The sequence below is a fragment of the Hallella absiana genome (assembly GCF_025457485.1).
GTDB lineage: Bacteria > Bacteroidota > Bacteroidia > Bacteroidales > Bacteroidaceae > Prevotella > Prevotella absiana.
Genome location: NZ_JAMXSP010000002.1, coordinates 109,308 through 126,820 on the forward strand (window position 1 = coordinate 109,308; position 17,513 = coordinate 126,820).

A 17,513-nucleotide genomic window follows, 5' to 3' on the forward strand; every position below is an offset into this window, starting at 1 on the left:
ACTACCCGTCAGCGCTTTTTCTTAAATCCCGTCAACGCTTTTTCTTAAATATAAAGTTGACACACTCCTGTAAGATCTTCACACGCGCCACACGCATGACGGCGTAGTAGAGCAATACGGCGATGATGATACGGGAGAACAGCAGAAGCCACAGATTACTGATGGCACTTGTGAGAAGATGAGTGGCCACCATCACGCCTAAAGCTGCCAGCGCAAAGGGCATGGTGTCCTTGAGAAACTGCCACAAGGAATAGCCCACCATACGGTTGACAAAGAAATGCCAGACAAACAGCCACACGATGTTGACCAGGACATAAGCGATGACCATCGTGCGAATGCCATAAGGATAGAGCAACAGCATCAAACCGATCTCTACTATTCCCAGTGAAGCTGTAATCCAAAAATAAAGTCCTGAGCGCCCTTCACTGATGACAAGACTGGAAAGCAACGACACCAACGGGAAGGTAGCTCCACTGATGACAAGCAGCTGAAGCAGTTCGGCTGAGGGCAACCACTTGGCTGTGATGGCCAAAACGATGAACTCGCGAGCCACAAGACCGAAGCCCAGCAACAACGGGAAAGCGATGAACGAGGTGAAACGCATCAGCTTGCGCAAGGCCTGTAACTGACGTCCCTGGTTGCTACGAAGGTCTACAAGCACTGGCTGAGCCACTTGGTTGACCATGCCCTGCACAAGATTGAAGCACTTCGAATCCCATTGATAGGCTTGGTTATAGTTGCCGGTATCGTGAGCGGAAAAGTAGTGACCAAGAAGAATGTTCAACACATTATTATTAATCTGTGTGACGATGGTCGTAGCAAGTATCTTGCACGAGAACTTAAACATGCGCATGGCAGGACGATAATCGATATGCAGCGTGGGATGCCAGGCCGAGTAGTGCCACGCCATAGCGGAACTCACGGCCACAAAGACCAGACTCTGTGTGGCCAAAGCCCAATAGCCGAAGCCAAGAAAAGCCAGCACAGCTCCCACGACGCTCGACGTCACCACGGCGATGATGCCACTCTTGGTCTGAAGCTTGGCCTGAAAGTTCTTAAAGAGATAGGCATAGGGAGCTGTGGCAAATGAACCAAACACAAAGCTCAGAAACACGTAGCGCGACAATGGCACCAAGGCAGGAGTGTGATAGAAGTCGGCGATAAGCGGTGCACAAAAGAAGAGAATGACATACATCGTCGTGCTCGCCGTCACATTGAACCAAAACACGGAGTTATAGTCCTCGTCGGTAGGATGGTCGAGATTGGTCAAGGCAGCACCGAATCCACTGTTTTGTATGGCATTGGCGATTTGAGAAAAGATTGTGATCATCGCTATCATACCATAGTCCGACGGCGACAGCAGACGGCCAAGTATGATACCAAACACCAATCCCACCACCTGCTGCACAAAGTTGTTCATGCCGCCCCAAAAGAGTCCTTTAGCTGTTTTCTCCTTTAATGTCTCTGCCATAGAATGCTGTTTTTACGATGAAGCAATCAATAAATCATGCTTCCATCTCTTTGCAAAAATCCTCAAAGATATATTGATCACTCATCAGCTGGAGACCTGTCTCAGGATTATTAAGTAGCTCGAAGGTATGGGATCTGTAAAACAAATCCATTGCCTTCTCCACAGGAATACCAAGTTGATCTTTTATTAGTATTATTATTCTGGCAATCTTACGCCATAACACTTGATCACGCATCTTACTCTATTTTAAATGCATCCGTAAATTTAAGATACTGTTCTACAATATTCTGAGAGTTAATACACATTTGGTGTGTCGGCTTCGCGAAACGCAAAAGTCCAAGAGCTTGCTCTATAGTAATACGACCAGCGAAATAATCTTCTACCGTATCGATTACTTGGTCATTTGCGATACCTCCTTCTATCACATCAAATCCTTTCCATGGCTGTTGACCTTTCCTGCTTGCCACAATAAAGTTAAGCCATTGTTCATCATAAGCATTTAAGACCAGATGTCGAGGAGCGTTAGCTTTGGTTTTAAGCCAAGTCTCGATGTCGAATTCGTAAGCACTGCCATAGGCGCTATTAGCATTTCTGATAGTTCTTACTCTGCGGGCCCATTTTTCTGCTTGGTCCTTTAGCTTGGTCACGTAAAAGCCGGGGCCGAAATCCAATGACCTTCGATCAACATAGACAAGTGGTTCTTGCACCACTACGTATGACCCATGGTATAATCTCATGATTCTCTGCTCTTTAATGCTTCTGTAATATTCCAAACTACACCCTCTATACTTTCAGCGTGCAAAGTGTCATAGCAGTCGAATAACAGTTCTTTTACCAAGTTATACTTCTTAAGTCTAAGATAGATGTCCGAAGGAGCCGTATGCACTGCTTTTGCTGTGGCTCCTATTGCTAACACCGCGAAATGAACTTTGTCGTAATTATTATTAGCTTCCAACATCATCGTTTCTTTTACTTTCTACTTCTGTAGCCCGTTTACTCGCTAAACATCTTCATCACCTTCTCGATGACCGGCGCCATGTCGTAGTACTTATATTCGGCCAGTCGACCACCGAAGATAACATTCTCTTCCTGGGCGGCTAATTGACGGTAAGCTTCGGCGAGTCGGTTGTTCTTCTCGTCGTTGACAGGATAATAGGGTTCCATGCCGGGTTTCCACTCAGTGCTGTACTCGCGGCTGATGACCGTTTTGGGATTGTCGTAGACAGCCTGTCCGAAACTCTCAAAGTGCTTGTGCTCGATGATACGGGTGTAGGGCACGCTGGCTTCGGTGTAGTTCACCACCGCATTGCCCTGGTGATTGGCTTCATTGAGCACCTCCGTCTCGAAGCGCACCGTACGGAAATCCAGATGTCCAAGTTTATAGTCGTAGAAACGGTCAAGCTCGCCTGTGAACACAATCTTTGCCGCCAATCCTTCCCAATGGGCACGATCGTCGAAGAAGTCTACACTCGTCTTGGTCTCTACACCGTCCAAAAGAGAGTTGATGAGTTGATTGTAGCCTCCGATAGGAATGCCCTGATAGGTATCATTGAAATAGTTGTTGTCAAAGACAAGCCGTACGGGCAGGCGCTTGATGATAAACGCCGGGAGATCAGTACACTTCCGTCCCCACTGCTTCTCGGTATAGCCTTTGATGAGCCGCTCATAGATGTCGCGTCCGATCAGCGTCAAGGCTTGCTCTTCAAGGTTGCGCGGCTCGGTGACGCCGTCAGCCCTCATCTTCTCTACCGCCTCTTGCCTCTGGCTCTCGATCTTCGCCGTGGCCTCGGCTGGTGTCGTCACGCCCCACATCTGATAGAACGTATTCATATTGAACGGCAGATTATAGAGCTTGCCCTGATAGTTGGCTACGGGAGAGTTGGTGTAACGGTTGAACTCCACCAAGGAATTGACGAACTGCCACACCTGCTTATTAGAGGTGTGAAAGATATGAGCGCCGTACTGATGCACATTGATGCCTTCAATGTTTTCACAATAGACGTTGCCGCCAAGCTGAGGACGCTTGTCTATGACCAGACAACGCTTGCCCTGCTTATGAGCAAAATATGCGAACGTGGCACCGAAAAGGCCGGAGCCGACTATGAGATAATCGTAAGCCATGAATTATAGGAAAATTAATTATATGTATAACGCTCGATACATACGCTATATATCTTTATTAGGATTAGGGAATTCACCCCCATATAATATGGTATCTTTGTCTGAGAGCTTGATCTTTAGCAATATTCTTCTTCTCGTTCTCGTTGAAATTACCAGAGAGACAACGAGCCAATGCCTCCCTCACTTCTTTTACGAACTTACCTTTTACAGGCGTTCTTGTTGACACAAAGCCTATCATAATCAAAGTGTTTATTGTTTAATGCAAAGTTAATCTTTTATTCCATATCTTCCAAACGTTTTCGGGAGAATAATCCATCAGCAACCATTGAAGCGCAAAAACCGTAGTTAATAATCAATAAACATGTTAATAATCAATAAACAGAAGCAGAAAAGAACGCTCCACAGACAAGCGTCTCAAATAAAAGTGGTAACTTTGCAAACTGATTGTGGGAGTGCATCTTAGAACTTCCGCAGCCGTGAGGTGTTAATAGTCTGTCTCATTTGGCCGAGACACGACGGTTAGTGAATCTTCATCGGCATCAGAGATAATGCTGTGGATGGTCTCTTTTAGACTGGAGGCGCCGCGAGGTCTCTGTTATCACAAAGTGTAATCATAAGTTTTTTAGTAGTAATTCAATTTTTAAAATGGACACTTTAAGTTACAAGACTATTTCCGCCAACAAGGAAACAGCAAAGAAAGAGTGGGTCGTTGTCGACGCCACTGACCAGATTGTGGGTCGTCTGTGCTCCAAGGTCGCCAAGCTGCTCCGCGGAAAGTACAAACCCAACTTCACTCCGCACGTAGACTGCGGTGACAACGTCATCATCATCAACGCTGCCAAAGTCGTCTTCTCCGGCAAGAAGGAGACCGACAAGGTCTACACACGCTATACTGGCTATCCAGGCGGTCAGCGCTTCAACACACCCGAAGAGCTGCGCAAGCGCAAGGACGGCATCGACAAGATGATCCGCCACGCTGTCAAAGGTATGCTGCCCAAGGGTCCCCTGGGTCGCTCTCTGATGGACAACCTCTATGTTTTCGATGGCGCAGAGCACAACAAAGAGGCTCAGCAGCCTAAGACTATCGACATTAACCAGTATAAATAATAAGGAGTAAGATGGAAGTTATTAACGCAATCGGTCGCCGTAAGAGCGCTGTAGCTCGTGTTTACCTCTCTGAGGGTACCGGCAAGATCACTATCAACAAGAAAGACATCAAGGATTTCTTCCCATCGGCCATCCTGCAGTACGTGGTTAAGCAGCCGCTGCAGCTTCTCGAAGCCGCTGAGAAATACGACATCAAAGCCAACCTCGACGGTGGTGGCTTCACAGGCCAGAGCCAGGCTCTCCGCCTCGCCATCGCTCGCGCACTGGTGAAAATCAACGCTGAAGACAAGAAGGCTCTCAAGGACGCTGGCTTCCTCACACGTGACAGCCGTGCCGTTGAGCGTAAGAAACCGGGTCAGCCAAAGGCTCGTCGTCACTTCCAGTTCAGCAAGCGTTAATCTGCTGCTGGCTGTTAGCGCATAGTTTAGCATCTAAACGGTGCAGACTCCGGACTTGGATTACTGCACCGTTGATTCTGAACAACATCAAGAATTAAAAAGAAAGTAAACAATTAAAAAGACAAAGACACTATGTCAAGAACATCATTTGACCAGTTACTTCAGGCTGGCTGCCATTTCGGCCACCTCAAACGCAAGTGGAATCCAGCTATGGCTCCTTACATCTTCATGGAGCGCAATGGCATTCACATCATCGACCTCAACAAGACTGTAGCCAAGATCGACGAGGCTGCTGAGGCACTCAAGGCTATTGCCAAGAGCGGCAAGAAGATCCTGTTCGTCGCTACTAAAAAACAAGCTAAGGACATCGTAGCTGAAAAGGCTGCCTCTGTCAACATGCCTTACGTCATCGAGCGTTGGCCGGGCGGTATGCTCACCAACTTCCCGACTATCCGCAAGGCCGTGAAGAAAATGACGAACATCGACAAGATGATGAACGACGGTACGTTCTCTAACCTCTCTAAGCGTGAGATTCTGCAGATCAACCGTCAGCGCGCCAAGCTGGAGAAGAACCTCGGTTCTATCGCCGACCTGACTCGTCTGCCGTCTGCCCTCTTCGTCATCGACGTGATGAAGGAGCACATTGCTGTCAAGGAGGCTAACCGTCTGGGCATCCCCGTGTTCGCAATGGTTGACACCAACTCCGATCCTCGCAGCATCGACTACGTAATCCCTGCCAACGACGATGCTAAGGACTCTATCGAGGTAGTGCTCGATGCTGTCTGCGGTGCTATCGCTGAAGGTCTTGAGGAGCGCAAGGTCGAGAAGGCTGACGAGAAGGCTTCTGCTGAGCAGGCCGAAGAGGCTGCTGAGGGCAAGCGTCACAGCCGTCGTCCCGCACGCCGCGAGGAGGCTGCAACAGAGGCTCCCGCTGCCAAAGCTGCTGCTGAGGAGCAGGCACCTGCTGCTGAGTAATTGAGCAAATCATTATCATAAACCAATAGATTTATATCCATTATGGCTGTTACAATTGAAGACATCAAGAAGCTCCGCGCTATGACCGGTGCAGGCATGAAAGACTGCAAGAAGGCTCTGGCCGAGGCTGATGGTGATATTAACAAGGCCGTAGAGCTCGTTCGTGAGCGTGGTCTGGCTATCGCTGCAAAGCGTTCTGACCGTACCACATCCAACGGCTGCGTGCTGGTGAAGAACGTCAATGGCTTCGCTGCCATGATCGCACTGAAGTGCGAGACCGACTTCGTGGCCAACGGTGCTGACTATGTCCAGCTGACACAGGACATCCTCGACGCTGCCATCGCTGCTAAGGCTAAGACCCTCGATGAGGTGAAGGAGCTGACACTGGCTGATGGTCTGAAGGTTGCCGAGGCTGTGACACGTCGCTCTGGCGTTGTTGGTGAGAAGATGGAGCTCGACGGCTACAACGTGCTTGAGGGCGAGAACATCTACACCTACGACCACATGGGTCGCCACACACTGGGCACAATGGTTCAGCTCTCCGCTGCCAACGAGGATGCAGGCCACAAGGTAGCCATGCAGGTGGCTGCTATGAAGCCTGTTGCTCTCGACGAGGCATCTGTTCCTCAGGCTACTATCGACGAGGAGCTTCGCGTGGCTGTCGAGAAGACAAAGGAAGAGCAGGTCGAGCGCCAGGTCAATGTCGCACTGAAGAAGGCTGGCATCAACCCCAACCTCGTTGACTCTGATGATCACATCGAGAGCAACGTCGCTAAGGGCTGGCTGACTCAGGAGGATGCTGACAAGGCTAAGGACATCCGCACAAAGGTTGCTGCAGAAGCTGCTGGTAACCTCAAGGAGCAGATGATCCAGAACATCGCTAAGGGCCGCCTCAATAAGTTCTTCAAAGAGAACTGCCTCGTTGATCAGGAGTTCCAGTTCGGCGACGGTGACAAGGCAAGCGTAGCACAGTGGCTCGCTAAGCAGGACAAGGATCTGAAGGTCGTTGCCTACAAGCGCTTCAGCCTCTCTGCTGACTAAGCCCACGTAAAATTGCCCATAGCAATTCAATTATACATACATTATCATTAATGAAGTCCGAAGTACGTGACGTACTTCGGGCTTTTTTTTGTGGCCGTACTTCTCAATCCTCAGTCATCACACTTTACGGCACGGAAATTTACAGCTGATGGGAAAGACTCCCTAAACAGAATGTTTCTGCACACTTGTTTTCTCAGTGTGCAGAGGGCATTGCACAACCCATATAGTTGTGCGCAACGATTTATGCTTTCTTTACAGTCTGAAAAAGAAATCTGTAAGATATGACTGCGTTTTGCTAAGTTTTTTGTACTTTTGGCTAAACAAAACGAGAGTTATCATGGAAGAATCAATCAAGCAAATCGGCGAGCGGCTCAAAGGCCTGCGCGAAGTTCTGAACATTCCGGCACAAGAAGTTGCCGACCTCTGTGGCATTTCGCTGGAGCACTATCAAAAGATTGAGTCTGGTGAGGCCGACCCTTCTGTCTACCGTCTCAGCAAGATTTCCAAACGCTATGGCATCGATCTCGATGTCTTGCTCTTTGGCGAAGAGCCACGCATGAGCAGCTATTTCATCACACGAGCCGGTCAGGGTCAGGAGATCGACCGTGGCAATGACTATCGCTATCAGTCGCTGGCCGCCGGATTCCGCGGTCGTAAGATCGATCCATTCTTCGTCACCGTGGATCCATTGCCCGACGGACGCAACCACAATAAGAACACACACGACGGTCAGGAGTTCGACTTCATGATTGACGGAACGCTCGAAATCACCATTGACTCCAAAGTTCTCGTGCTCAACGCCGGCGACAGCATCTATTTCGACAGCCGTCATCCCCACTGCATGCGCGCCCTCGGAGGAGAGCCCGCCACGTTTATCAGCATCATCATCTAATCAGTCTCCTGCGAGAGGCTTCCACGTTTATAGGTAAAAATTCATTCACCATCATGATAGAAAGATTCCTTACTCAGACGCATTTCACGTCGGAACAAGATTTCAAGGATCACCTTCACTTTATTATCCCCGAGAACTTCAACTTTGCCTACGATGTCATGGACGAGTGGGCACGCCTGAAGCCCGATAAGGTCTGCCTGCTGTGGACCAGCGAGCGTGGCGAGGAAGTGCGTACCACCTTCCGCCAGTTCAAGGAGCAGACCGACCAGACAGCCGCCTATTTCCAGCAGCTGGGCATCGTCCACGGCGATAAGGTCATGCTCATCCTCAAGCGCCACTACCAGTGGTGGCTGAGCATGATGGCCCTGTGCAAGCTCGGTGCCATTGCCATTCCGGCCACCCACATGCTCACCAAGGGCGACATCATCTACCGCAACAACCGGGCCAGCGTGAAGGCCATTATTTGCTGCAACGATGAGTATGTCACCACGCAGGTCAGCGAAGCCATGTCTGAGAGTCCCACCGTCAAGCAACTCGTGGCTGTGAACTCCTCTACCCAGCAGGACAAAGCCGTACCCGAAGGCTTCCACGACTGGCGCAAGGAATGGGCAGAAGCACCGCATTTCCGTCGTCCCGAGTTTGTCAACACCAACGAGGACACCATGCTGATGTACTTCACCAGCGGCACCAGTGGCGAGCCGAAGATGGTAGCCCACGACTTCCTCTATGCCATGGGGCATCTCACGACCGGATGTTTCTGGCACAACCTCAACGAGAACAGCGTCCATCTCACCGTGGCTGATACCGGATGGGGCAAGGCCGTGTGGGGCAAGCTCTACGGACAATGGTTTGCCGGTGCCACCGTCTTCGTCTTCGACCACGAGAAGTTCACGGCCGAAAAGATCATGCGGCAGATCGAGAAATACCGCGTCACCTCGTTCTGCGCGCCTCCAACCATCTATCGCTTCATGATTCTTGAGGACTTCTCCAAGTACGACCTCAGCAGCCTGGAGTACTGTACCACGGCCGGCGAGGCAATGAATCCCTCCGTGGAAGAGACTTTCTATCAGCGCACAGGCATACATATCTATGAGGGTTTCGGCCAGACTGAGACCACGATGACGCTTGGCACCTTCCCATGGATCAAGCCGAAACCCGGCAGCATGGGCAAACCCAATCCACAGTACGACGTCTGCCTGCTCCGTCCCGACGGCACTGACTGCGAGGATGGCGAGAAAGGCGAGATCTGCATCCGCATCGGCGACGTAAAGCCCATCGGCCTGTTCAAAGGCTATTACCGCGATCCCGAGAAAACCAAGGAAGCCTGGCACGATGGCATCTACCACACCGGCGACATGGCGTGGCGCGACGAAGAGGGCTACTACTGGTTTGTAGGCCGCACCGACGACGTCATCAAGAGCAGCGGCTACCGCATCGGGCCCTTTGAAGTGGAGAATGCGCTGATGACCCACCCCGCTGTTGTGGAGTGCGCCGTGACGGGCGTTCCCGATCCCATCCGTGGCATGGTAGTGAAAGCAACGATCGTTCTGAGCCAGGAATACAAAGCCAAAGCCGGACCGGACCTCGTCAAGGAACTGCAAGACCACGTCAAGCACGAGACCGCACCCTATAAGTATCCGCGCGTCATCGAGTTTGTCGATGAACTGCCTAAGACGATTTCCGGTAAGATCCGGCGCGTGGAGATCCGCGAAAACGACGAAGAGAAATATCAGGAAAAGAAATAACGCACGCACATGGAAAACGAATATGTCAAGCAGTTCCCTGAGCTGATGAAGGGAAAGAAGATCATGTATAACCACGGCTTCAGCTCCTCCGCCGCGTCAGGCACGGTGAAGCTGATCCGCCAGACTTTCCCCAATGCCACCGTAGTCGCCTACGACATCCCACTCCATCCCGCCGAGGGCCTGGCTCTCTTGCGCCAAAAAGCAGAGGAAGAGAAGCCCGACCTGATCATCGGCACGTCGATGGGTGGCATGTACACCGAACTGCTCTATGGCTTCGACCGCATTCTCGTCAATCCCGCTTTCCAGATGGCACAGACCATGAAGGAACATGGCATGACCGGAAAACAGGCGTGGCAGAATCCCCGGCAGGACGGCGAGACGGAGTTTATGGTCACCAAAGCCCTTGAGAAAGAATATAAGGAGCTCACCGACCAGTGCTTTGTGCAGCTGGAAGCCATGGACGAGGAGCAGAAGAAAGAAGAGCAGAGCCGCGTATGGGGCCTCTTCGGCGATGAGGATCCGGTGGTTCACACCTTTGATCTCTACCGCAGCCACTATCCCCAGGCTGCCCACTTCCACGGCGAGCACCGCATGGACGACAAGAGTTTCCTCAACGGTGTAGTCCCCGTCATCCGATGGATCGACGACAAGCAGGAAGGACGTGAGCGCCCCATCATCTACATCGACTTCTCGGCCCTGGTCGACAGCTATGGCAAGCCCAAAGCAAGTCTGGTCAAGGCCTACCGCATGCTGATCGAAAACTACCAGGTTTATATCGTCGCCTCAGCACCCACCAACGACCATCAGCACCTGGCCGACGCGGCAGCATGGGTCGAGCAATATCTCTCCACGCCTGCCCACGACCATGTCATCTATGCCAACCAGAAGGCATTGCTCTATGGTGATTACTTCATCGACATGCTCCCTGACGACAATTTCATGGGCACCGGCATCCAACTCGGCAGCGATGAGTTCAAGACGTGGGACGAGATCATCACGTATTTCGAGCGACTGGGAGGACAATAACGATGAAAAGAACCAACCTCATCATCGGTTTTCTGTGTTACGCGCTCCTCGCTCTGATTCTGATCGTGTGCGGATGGTGGTTAGCCGCCCTGTTGTTACTGCTTATCTATGGCGTTGTACTACTCCTCTACAAGCGCAACAAGAAGGCACAATGGCTGATCGACGGCGACCCAAGCGACAAAGAGACACTCGACACGCTCATTGCGCAATATGGTCAGCCCGACGATGTGGTGATCATCGACGCCAGCCGTGCCAACGAGCCTTTTGGCGTGATCCTCGTCTATCGCTCCGGCCGTTTCCTCATCGCCGCAGGCAAGCGCATCCCCTTCGACAGCATTACAAGCATCTCGGCCAAGAATTCTGCCACGCCTTATACCGTAGGACAATACCAGATTCTCATCAATACCAACGACAAACTGTTGGGCACGCTGCATCTCAACGCAGGCTATGACGCTCAGTTCGCTACAAATGCGGCAACACAAGTCTTACATGCGCTGAAATAGAAATTTCGGTTTCTGTGACTCAAAAGACAACAAACGATGGCTCACATCAGCCTCTCCTTCTGATCAAAGCAGGTATCTCTAATGATAAAAAAGACGTCGGACAATTGGCAGACGGCTGTTTACCATCTTCAAATCAGCTCTTTACACGACACATCAAGGTTGAAGAAATCAGCGATCACGAAAAAAGCATGGTGAGCCAACAGCTCATCATGCTTTTTATTTTAGTAGAGGGATCTCTTTTAGAATCTATACACAGCAAATGTCTTGGCAGGGATCGTCACCGTGCAGGTGTTTCCGTTGACATCCACAGAGCTTTGCTGCGGCACCACATTATTGGGTTTATCCAGCGTGTTCACCGCACGGGGATCGTCAGCGTGGAGCGTTGTGACCTGAGCCTGACCTGCAATCTTGGCGCCACGGAAGGAGAGTGTGATCTGCTGCGGCTGGTCGCTGGTGTTAGCAATCTTCACGATGTATTTCTTCATCGGCTTATCCCATACCGCACTGGCATAGAGGCCGTCCTTACCTTCTACGGGCAGACCATTTTCAGTGAGGTTAAGCACATTGGTGCCCTTATTGGTGCCATAGAGCATCTGCACGTACCAGTTGACCGAGCGCACAGAGCGCAGATTGTCAAACCAAATCAGATCGGGACGCCACTGCCAGCCTTCGACATGTGCGAAAAGCGGAGCATAGGTAGCCTGATAAACCACGTCGGCATTGCGCTCCAAGCCTGTCATGAAGGCAGCCTCGGAAAGAGCAGCCTCGAAATTGTTCTTTGCCACAGTAGGCTGATCGTCCACGCCCTTGACGTGTGAGGCGTATTCTCCGGCAAAGACCTTCGGACCCTTGCGTGAATAGTTGTCATATCGGCCTGCGTTCTTCAGGAACCAGTCGGGCGACATATAGTAGTGCTCATCGACAAGATCCACTCCTAACTTGCGCATCTGCTCCCAACCATAGTCAAAGTCCTTGCCGCTGGCAGAAGGTCCCGACGTTCCACAGATCTTGATATTGGGATATTTAGCGCGTATCTGCTCCACAAACTTCTTCAGGCGCTCGGGATAAAGCGGTCCCCACTGCTCATTACCGATACCGATCTGCTTAAGATTGAACGGTTGTGGATGGCCCATCTCAGCGCGCAACTTACCCCATTTGGTGGTTGTAGCACCATTGGCGAACTCTATCAAATCGAGGGCGTCGTCGATATACGACTGCAAGTCGTCGACAGCCACATGCGCGTTTTTGTCATTGTCCTTATTTTGGAACTGGCAAGCAAGGCCACAGCTCAGCACCGGCAACGGCTCTGCGCCAATCTTCTCCGACAGCAGGAAGAACTCATAGAAGCCAAGACCATAGGTCTGATAATAGTTGGGATAGAGACGATGCGGGAAGGTATAGTTCCAGCGGTTCTCGTTGAGCGGGCGGTTCTCAGCCGGTCCCACACTGTTCTTCCACTGATAGCGTGTGGCCAGATCGGTACCCTCGACGATACATCCGCCGGGGAAGCGGAAGATGCCGGGATGAAGATCTTCCAAGTCCTTCACGAGATCAGCCCGCAATCCGTGCCAGTTGTCTTCAGGGAAAAGACTGACATGATCGAGATCTACGCCGTCGGCACTCTCCAAGAAGATGCGCATCAAGCCTTTCTCAACAGTCTTGTTGGAGGTGAGCGTCACCGTTTTCTTCGCCCACTGGTTGTTTGCGATAGTGATCTCCTTCTTGTCGATAGGGTTGTCCTGGTCGTCGACAAGCTCTACACGAATCTTAGCTTCCTTGCCCTGCAAGTCGTGAAGGCGGGCAAAGACCGAGAAATCATAGTTCATACCCTTCTTCAGTCCCATGCCGAAGAAGCCACGGTTCTCCAGTCCGGTGAACTTCTGGTCGTGACCGGCGCTCTCCAATACCACGTAGTGGGGATTGCGGTCAAAGGCCGGTTTCACATCGCTGACGCTGACATTGCCGAAGGTGTTCCAGCCCATCAGCCGCTGCGGAAATTCAAAACTGCGGTTTTCGACCATCTCGGCATAGAGTCCGCCGTCGGCGCCGAAGTTGATATCTTCGAAGAAGATACCGTACATCGTTGGCTGGATGGGCGCACCCGGCTTGGCGTTGATGGTCAACTGTCGCTGAGCCGAAGCCCCCGTGAAGGAGAGCAAGCCAAGGGCCAGCGAGACAAACATTTTAGTAGTATGGTTCATAAGTAATGATTGTTGAGTCTTCCTCCTCCTCCCGGATATGCCGGAAGAAGGAAGAGAGACAAGTTAAATATAAGATGCTATGTTCGTAAAAACAAATTCTTGAGCGTATGTCTACGCGACGGACATCGGATTACTTCACCGGTGCGATCATGACTTTAAAGGTCATGTTCTGTGCATGCAGTTGGTATTCCTTCAGCGGACGGGCGCCCCAGCTGTTGATGCCGCCCACACCGTATTGTGCCAAGTCAAGACAGAGCTCCGTGTATTTGCTCTTTGGCACTTGGTAGGGATGGCGCTGATCCTTCTCCTGTCCTTCGTCGAGATCAGAAATATTGTAATGCAAAGCACTTGCATAGAATGGTTTGGCAGCTGTGAAGCGCAGTCCGATACCTTGTGCGTTGGTTTGTTTCCACCAACGGATGTCGCTCTTCGTCCCCGTCTCCTGTGGACGGATGTAGGGATAGAACTGCTGGTCGGCGGTCTGCGTATAGATACCGAGCCGCTCACTGCTCTTGCGGTCGACATAGTTCTCGATAGGTCCGCGGCCATAGAATGTGCTGCGATCCATGTCGTAAGCCAAGTCTATCTTCAAGCCGAAGCGGAAAAGATCGCTTACCTTTGCGCCCGGCGTCAGCTTCATAGCCTCTGTCACGGTCATCTTGCCGCAAGGCTCTACTTGGTAAGTCATGGTCAACTCAGCCTTCACGTCGGGCATGTCATAGACAGCGGTCACCACATTGTTGTCCTTATCAACGGCGATCGTCTTGAGGTTCATGGCCGGATTTCTCCAAGCAGCAAACTGTTTTTGCAGTCCGGCACCCATGTCGTTGTCGGTCACGGCGCGCCAGAAGTTTGGTTTCAGCGTACCACCGTCGGGCAGAAGATTGCTGCCGCCCACGGTGTACTCCTTGAGCCAACCGGTCTGTTTGTCAAAGACGATGTCGAGACCGGCCTTGTTGCTCAGAGTGATAGTGGCGGTCTTCTTGTCGTCCTTCACCTTGATCTTGCCGTCCTTGTCGGCTTTTCCTTCTTCCTCCATAGCGCAGCAGGCAGCCGGAGCCGTCTGTTCGCGTACGGTCATCTGACGGTAGGCGACGGTTTGTCCCTTTGTCATCAGCGGCTCAGCTTCCTTCAGTTGGAAATCGACGTTGAGCATCACCTCGCCCGTAGCCGGTACCTGATAGGGCAGTGTCAGCGTGGCGCGCTGCTGAGGAGCAACGTTCAGGTCAGCAACCTCACCGTTTTGTACGGCCTTACCGTCCTGGAGCAAAGTCCAAACAAGCTTATAGCTGCTCAGATCGCGGAAGAAGTTCTCGTTGTAGACCGAGATCTTTCCGGCTTTCAGATCCACGGGCTCAGCCCAAATGTTCTGATACTGATAAGCCAACTCATAAGCGTGGGGGTTGAGCTGACGGTCGGGACCGATGATACCGTTGCAGTTGAAGTTGTTGTCGCTGGCGTCTGTCTTGTTGTAATCCCCGCCATAGGTGTATTCGGGAGCCATGTTTCCGGTTCCGGGCTCATACTTTGCGGCGATAGCGTCGTAATCGGCTACCGTGCGGCCAGCCTTGAAGTCGGGATGACGGTGGAGTCCCTGGTCTACGAAATCCCAGTCATAGCCGCCCTGGAATTTAGGATACTTGCGGATAAGATCCCAATATTCCTTGAGGTTACCACCCGAGTTGCCCATTGTGTGGTTGTATTCGCACTGGATCAGCGGGCGTGTGTATTTCGGATCTTTGGCGTAGGCTTCACAATCCCACGGCGTGTAGTACATGGGGCAGAAGATGTCTGTGTTGGCTCCGGTTCTTCCAGCTTGCTCATACTGCACGGGACGGCTCTTGTCCTGACTCTTGATCCATTTGTAAGCAGCGGTGAAATTAGGTCCGTCAACCGTTTCGTTGCCCAAGCTCCACACGATGACACTGGGATGGTTGAAGTTGATAGCCACGTTGTGCTGGTTGCGCTGGAGGATCTGCAAGCCAAAGTTCTCCTTCTTAGCCTCAGAGTCGCTCTTGTAGCCAAAGCCGTGGCTTTCCTGATTGGCCTCAGCGGTGACATAGAGACCATATTCGTCACAGAGGTCATACCAGCGTGGATCGTCGGGATAGTGACAGGTACGCACTGCATTGATGTTCAGCCGTTTCATGACCTTGATATCCTGAATCATGCGGTCGAGGGTGACGACATATCCTCCGTCGGGATCCATTTCGTGGCGGTCAGCACCCTTGATGAGCACGGGCTGTCCATTGACGAGCAGCTGGCTGTTTTTGATTTCCACCTTGCGGAAACCGACTTTTTGCGGGATGACCTCCACGACATTGCCGCGGCTGTCCTTGACGGTGGCAAGGAGCGTATATAAATAAGGTGTCTCTGCCGTCCACTTCTTTACGTTGCGAAGCATGAAGCGGGCAGTGCCCTCCTTGCGTCCGACCAACTTAGCGGTAGACTTGGCTACGACGAGATCGTTCTCGTTGAGCAGTTGGAAGTCGATCGTCGGGTTGCCCTTGACATTGACATCGATGAGCAGCTCACCGTCGTTGTAGTCATTCTCCAAGTCCGGTGTCAGCCTGATGTCGTTGACCTGCACCTTACTGTCGCGTGCGAAGAGATAGCACTGACGGGCTACACCGCTCAGCCGCCAGAAGTCCTGATCCTCGTCGAGCGAGCCGTCGCACCAGCGGAACGTCTGAAAAGCGATGAGGTTCTTGCCGGGATGGACATATTTCGTAATGTCGAACTCAGCGGCAACCTTTGCGTCCTCGCTGTATCCGACATACTGTCCGTTGACATAGAGATAGATATTTGAGGTCACGGAACCGAAATGGGCGATGACCTGCTTGCCGTTCCAGTCGGCCGGCAAATCGATCTCCCGGCGATAAGAACCTACGTGGTTGTCCTTTGTAGGCACGTTGAGCGGATGCTTCCAGTCGAACTGATAGCGCCATGCAAAACCGATATTGACATATTCCGGGTCGCCGAAGCCGTTGAGTTCCCACATTCCCGGCACCTGCATCGTCTTCCAATTGGCGTCGTTCAAGTCGGTTTTGTAGAAGTCCGTTGGGCGTTGGTCGGCATTGGCCACCCAAAGAAATTTCCAAGGTCCCTCAAGTGACAGGTAGTTGGCAGATCGGGTAATATCGCCCGCAAGCGCTTTCTGCCCATTCTCATAGGCGAAGAAACTGGTGTGCATCGGGAAACGGTTGACCTCGTTGACCTGCTGGTCGTGCCATTCCGTCCACGTTGGCTCCACGCTCTTGGCCGCCAAGGGCTTCTGTGCGGCGCGTGCTCCCAAAGCCATCAGCATCATTGCGGATAGGATGATTGTTTTGTTCATAACGCTTTAGGTATTTATTAGTAAAGATGTCTTATGTTCTTACAAGTGCAAAAATACAATTATTTTTTCAGAAATAAAAATAATACATCTTTTCTTTTGGTTTTCTTATTATTTTATGTAGATTTGCAAATTATGAGACAAATAGTTTATGGATTTAGTGACTCTCCTTTCGGTCACATCATCGTGGCGCGCACATGGGAGGGCATCTGCGATTTGCAGTTCTTGGATTACAACCGGCTGGAGACCATCCACCAACTGGCTAAGCGATGGGGCGTCTATACGCCGACAACGCAAAACGACACTATGGCGCAAACCGTAGAGCGCGTTATCTTCGAGGGCTATGACCATCCCCTCAAACTCGACATCAAAGGCACTGACTTCCAGCTGCGCGTGTGGAATGAGGTTCAGAAGGTGCCCTTCGGTCACACCGCTACTTATCTCGACATCGCAAAAGGCATTGGGGAGCCAAAAGCCGTCAGAGCCGTCGCAACAGCCATCGCTCAAAACCCCATCGCCATGCTCATTCCCTGCCACCGCATCATCCACAGCGACGGAACCACCGGCGAGTATCACTGGGGAAAGGAACTTAAGCAGCAACTGCTCGACTGGGAGAAAGACTCTCTTTTGAACGCTCAGAAATAGAAACCACGAGAGGACTGCCACGATCCTGACACCGAGGCAGCCCCATCATCCTAT

The 17,513-nt window shown here is 51.5% G+C and carries 15 protein-coding genes; 9 read left to right on the forward strand and 6 right to left on the reverse strand.

The window, feature by feature from the left end; all coding sequences use genetic code 11:
* Positions 1-31 precede the first annotated feature (31 nt).
* The 4 genes from NG346_RS01475 to glf all read right to left on the reverse strand — a co-directional run bounded on the left by NG346_RS01475 (position 32) and on the right by glf (position 3,592).
* Positions 32-1,471, reverse strand: a complete 1,440-nt coding sequence (locus tag NG346_RS01475; RefSeq protein ID WP_262288181.1) for a lipopolysaccharide biosynthesis protein — start codon at positions 1,469-1,471, stop codon at positions 32-34.
* A gap of 236 nt (positions 1,472-1,707) precedes the next feature.
* Positions 1,708-2,208: a DUF3990 domain-containing protein gene (locus tag NG346_RS01485; RefSeq protein ID WP_262288182.1), complete on the reverse strand. Its 501-nt coding sequence runs from the start codon at positions 2,206-2,208 to the stop codon at positions 1,708-1,710.
* A complete protein-coding gene (locus NG346_RS01490) occupies positions 2,205-2,432 on the reverse strand; it encodes a DUF3791 domain-containing protein (protein WP_317620774.1) in 228 nt (75 codons plus the stop codon). The genes NG346_RS01485 and NG346_RS01490 overlap by 4 nt, the downstream gene beginning before the upstream one ends.
* Before the next feature lie 32 nt (positions 2,433-2,464).
* Complete coding sequence (gene glf / locus NG346_RS01495; protein WP_262288183.1) at positions 2,465-3,592, reverse strand: UDP-galactopyranose mutase; 1,128 nt, start codon at positions 3,590-3,592, stop codon at positions 2,465-2,467.
* A 645-nt stretch (positions 3,593-4,237) separates the two neighbouring features.
* Here glf and rplM point away from each other — a divergent pair.
* The 8 genes from rplM to NG346_RS01535 all read left to right on the forward strand — a co-directional run bounded on the left by rplM (position 4,238) and on the right by NG346_RS01535 (position 11,279).
* Entirely contained in the window at positions 4,238-4,699 is a 462-nt protein-coding gene (gene rplM, locus NG346_RS01500) for a 50S ribosomal protein L13 (RefSeq protein WP_154534710.1), read from the forward strand.
* A gap of 11 nt (positions 4,700-4,710) precedes the next feature.
* Positions 4,711-5,097, forward strand: a complete 387-nt coding sequence (gene rpsI, locus NG346_RS01505) for a 30S ribosomal protein S9 (RefSeq protein ID WP_154534709.1) — start codon at positions 4,711-4,713, stop codon at positions 5,095-5,097.
* A gap of 132 nt (positions 5,098-5,229) precedes the next feature.
* Positions 5,230-6,072 carry a 30S ribosomal protein S2 gene (gene rpsB, locus NG346_RS01510; RefSeq protein ID WP_262279031.1) on the forward strand — a complete coding sequence of 281 codons (843 nt, stop codon included), beginning with the start codon at positions 5,230-5,232 and terminating at the stop codon, positions 6,070-6,072.
* 42 nt (positions 6,073-6,114) lie between these two features.
* Positions 6,115-7,113: a translation elongation factor Ts gene (tsf, locus tag NG346_RS01515; protein ID WP_262279032.1), complete on the forward strand. Its 999-nt coding sequence runs from the start codon at positions 6,115-6,117 to the stop codon at positions 7,111-7,113.
* 337 nt (positions 7,114-7,450) lie between these two features.
* Entirely contained in the window at positions 7,451-8,005 is a 555-nt protein-coding gene (locus NG346_RS01520; RefSeq protein WP_262279033.1) for a helix-turn-helix domain-containing protein, read from the forward strand.
* A gap of 53 nt (positions 8,006-8,058) precedes the next feature.
* Complete coding sequence (locus NG346_RS01525) at positions 8,059-9,750, forward strand: AMP-binding protein (protein ID WP_262279034.1); 1,692 nt, start codon at positions 8,059-8,061, stop codon at positions 9,748-9,750.
* 9 nt (positions 9,751-9,759) lie between these two features.
* Complete coding sequence (locus NG346_RS01530) at positions 9,760-10,776, forward strand: YqiA/YcfP family alpha/beta fold hydrolase (RefSeq protein ID WP_262279035.1); 1,017 nt, start codon at positions 9,760-9,762, stop codon at positions 10,774-10,776.
* 2 nt (positions 10,777-10,778) lie between these two features.
* Positions 10,779-11,279, forward strand: coding sequence for a hypothetical protein (locus NG346_RS01535; RefSeq protein ID WP_262279036.1), 501 nt, complete (start codon positions 10,779-10,781; stop codon positions 11,277-11,279).
* A gap of 239 nt (positions 11,280-11,518) precedes the next feature.
* Here the strand turns inward: NG346_RS01535 and NG346_RS01540 are convergent, their stop codons facing one another.
* Entirely contained in the window at positions 11,519-13,480 is a 1,962-nt protein-coding gene (locus NG346_RS01540; protein WP_396266675.1) for an alpha-L-arabinofuranosidase C-terminal domain-containing protein, read from the reverse strand.
* A 130-nt stretch (positions 13,481-13,610) separates the two neighbouring features.
* Positions 13,611-16,817, reverse strand: coding sequence for a glycoside hydrolase family 2 TIM barrel-domain containing protein (locus tag NG346_RS01545; protein ID WP_262288184.1), 3,207 nt, complete (start codon positions 16,815-16,817; stop codon positions 13,611-13,613).
* A gap of 129 nt (positions 16,818-16,946) precedes the next feature.
* Between NG346_RS01545 and NG346_RS01550 the strand changes: the two genes are divergently transcribed.
* Complete coding sequence (locus tag NG346_RS01550; protein ID WP_262279123.1) at positions 16,947-17,459, forward strand: methylated-DNA--[protein]-cysteine S-methyltransferase; 513 nt, start codon at positions 16,947-16,949, stop codon at positions 17,457-17,459.
* The last annotated feature ends 54 nt before the right edge of the window (positions 17,460-17,513 follow it).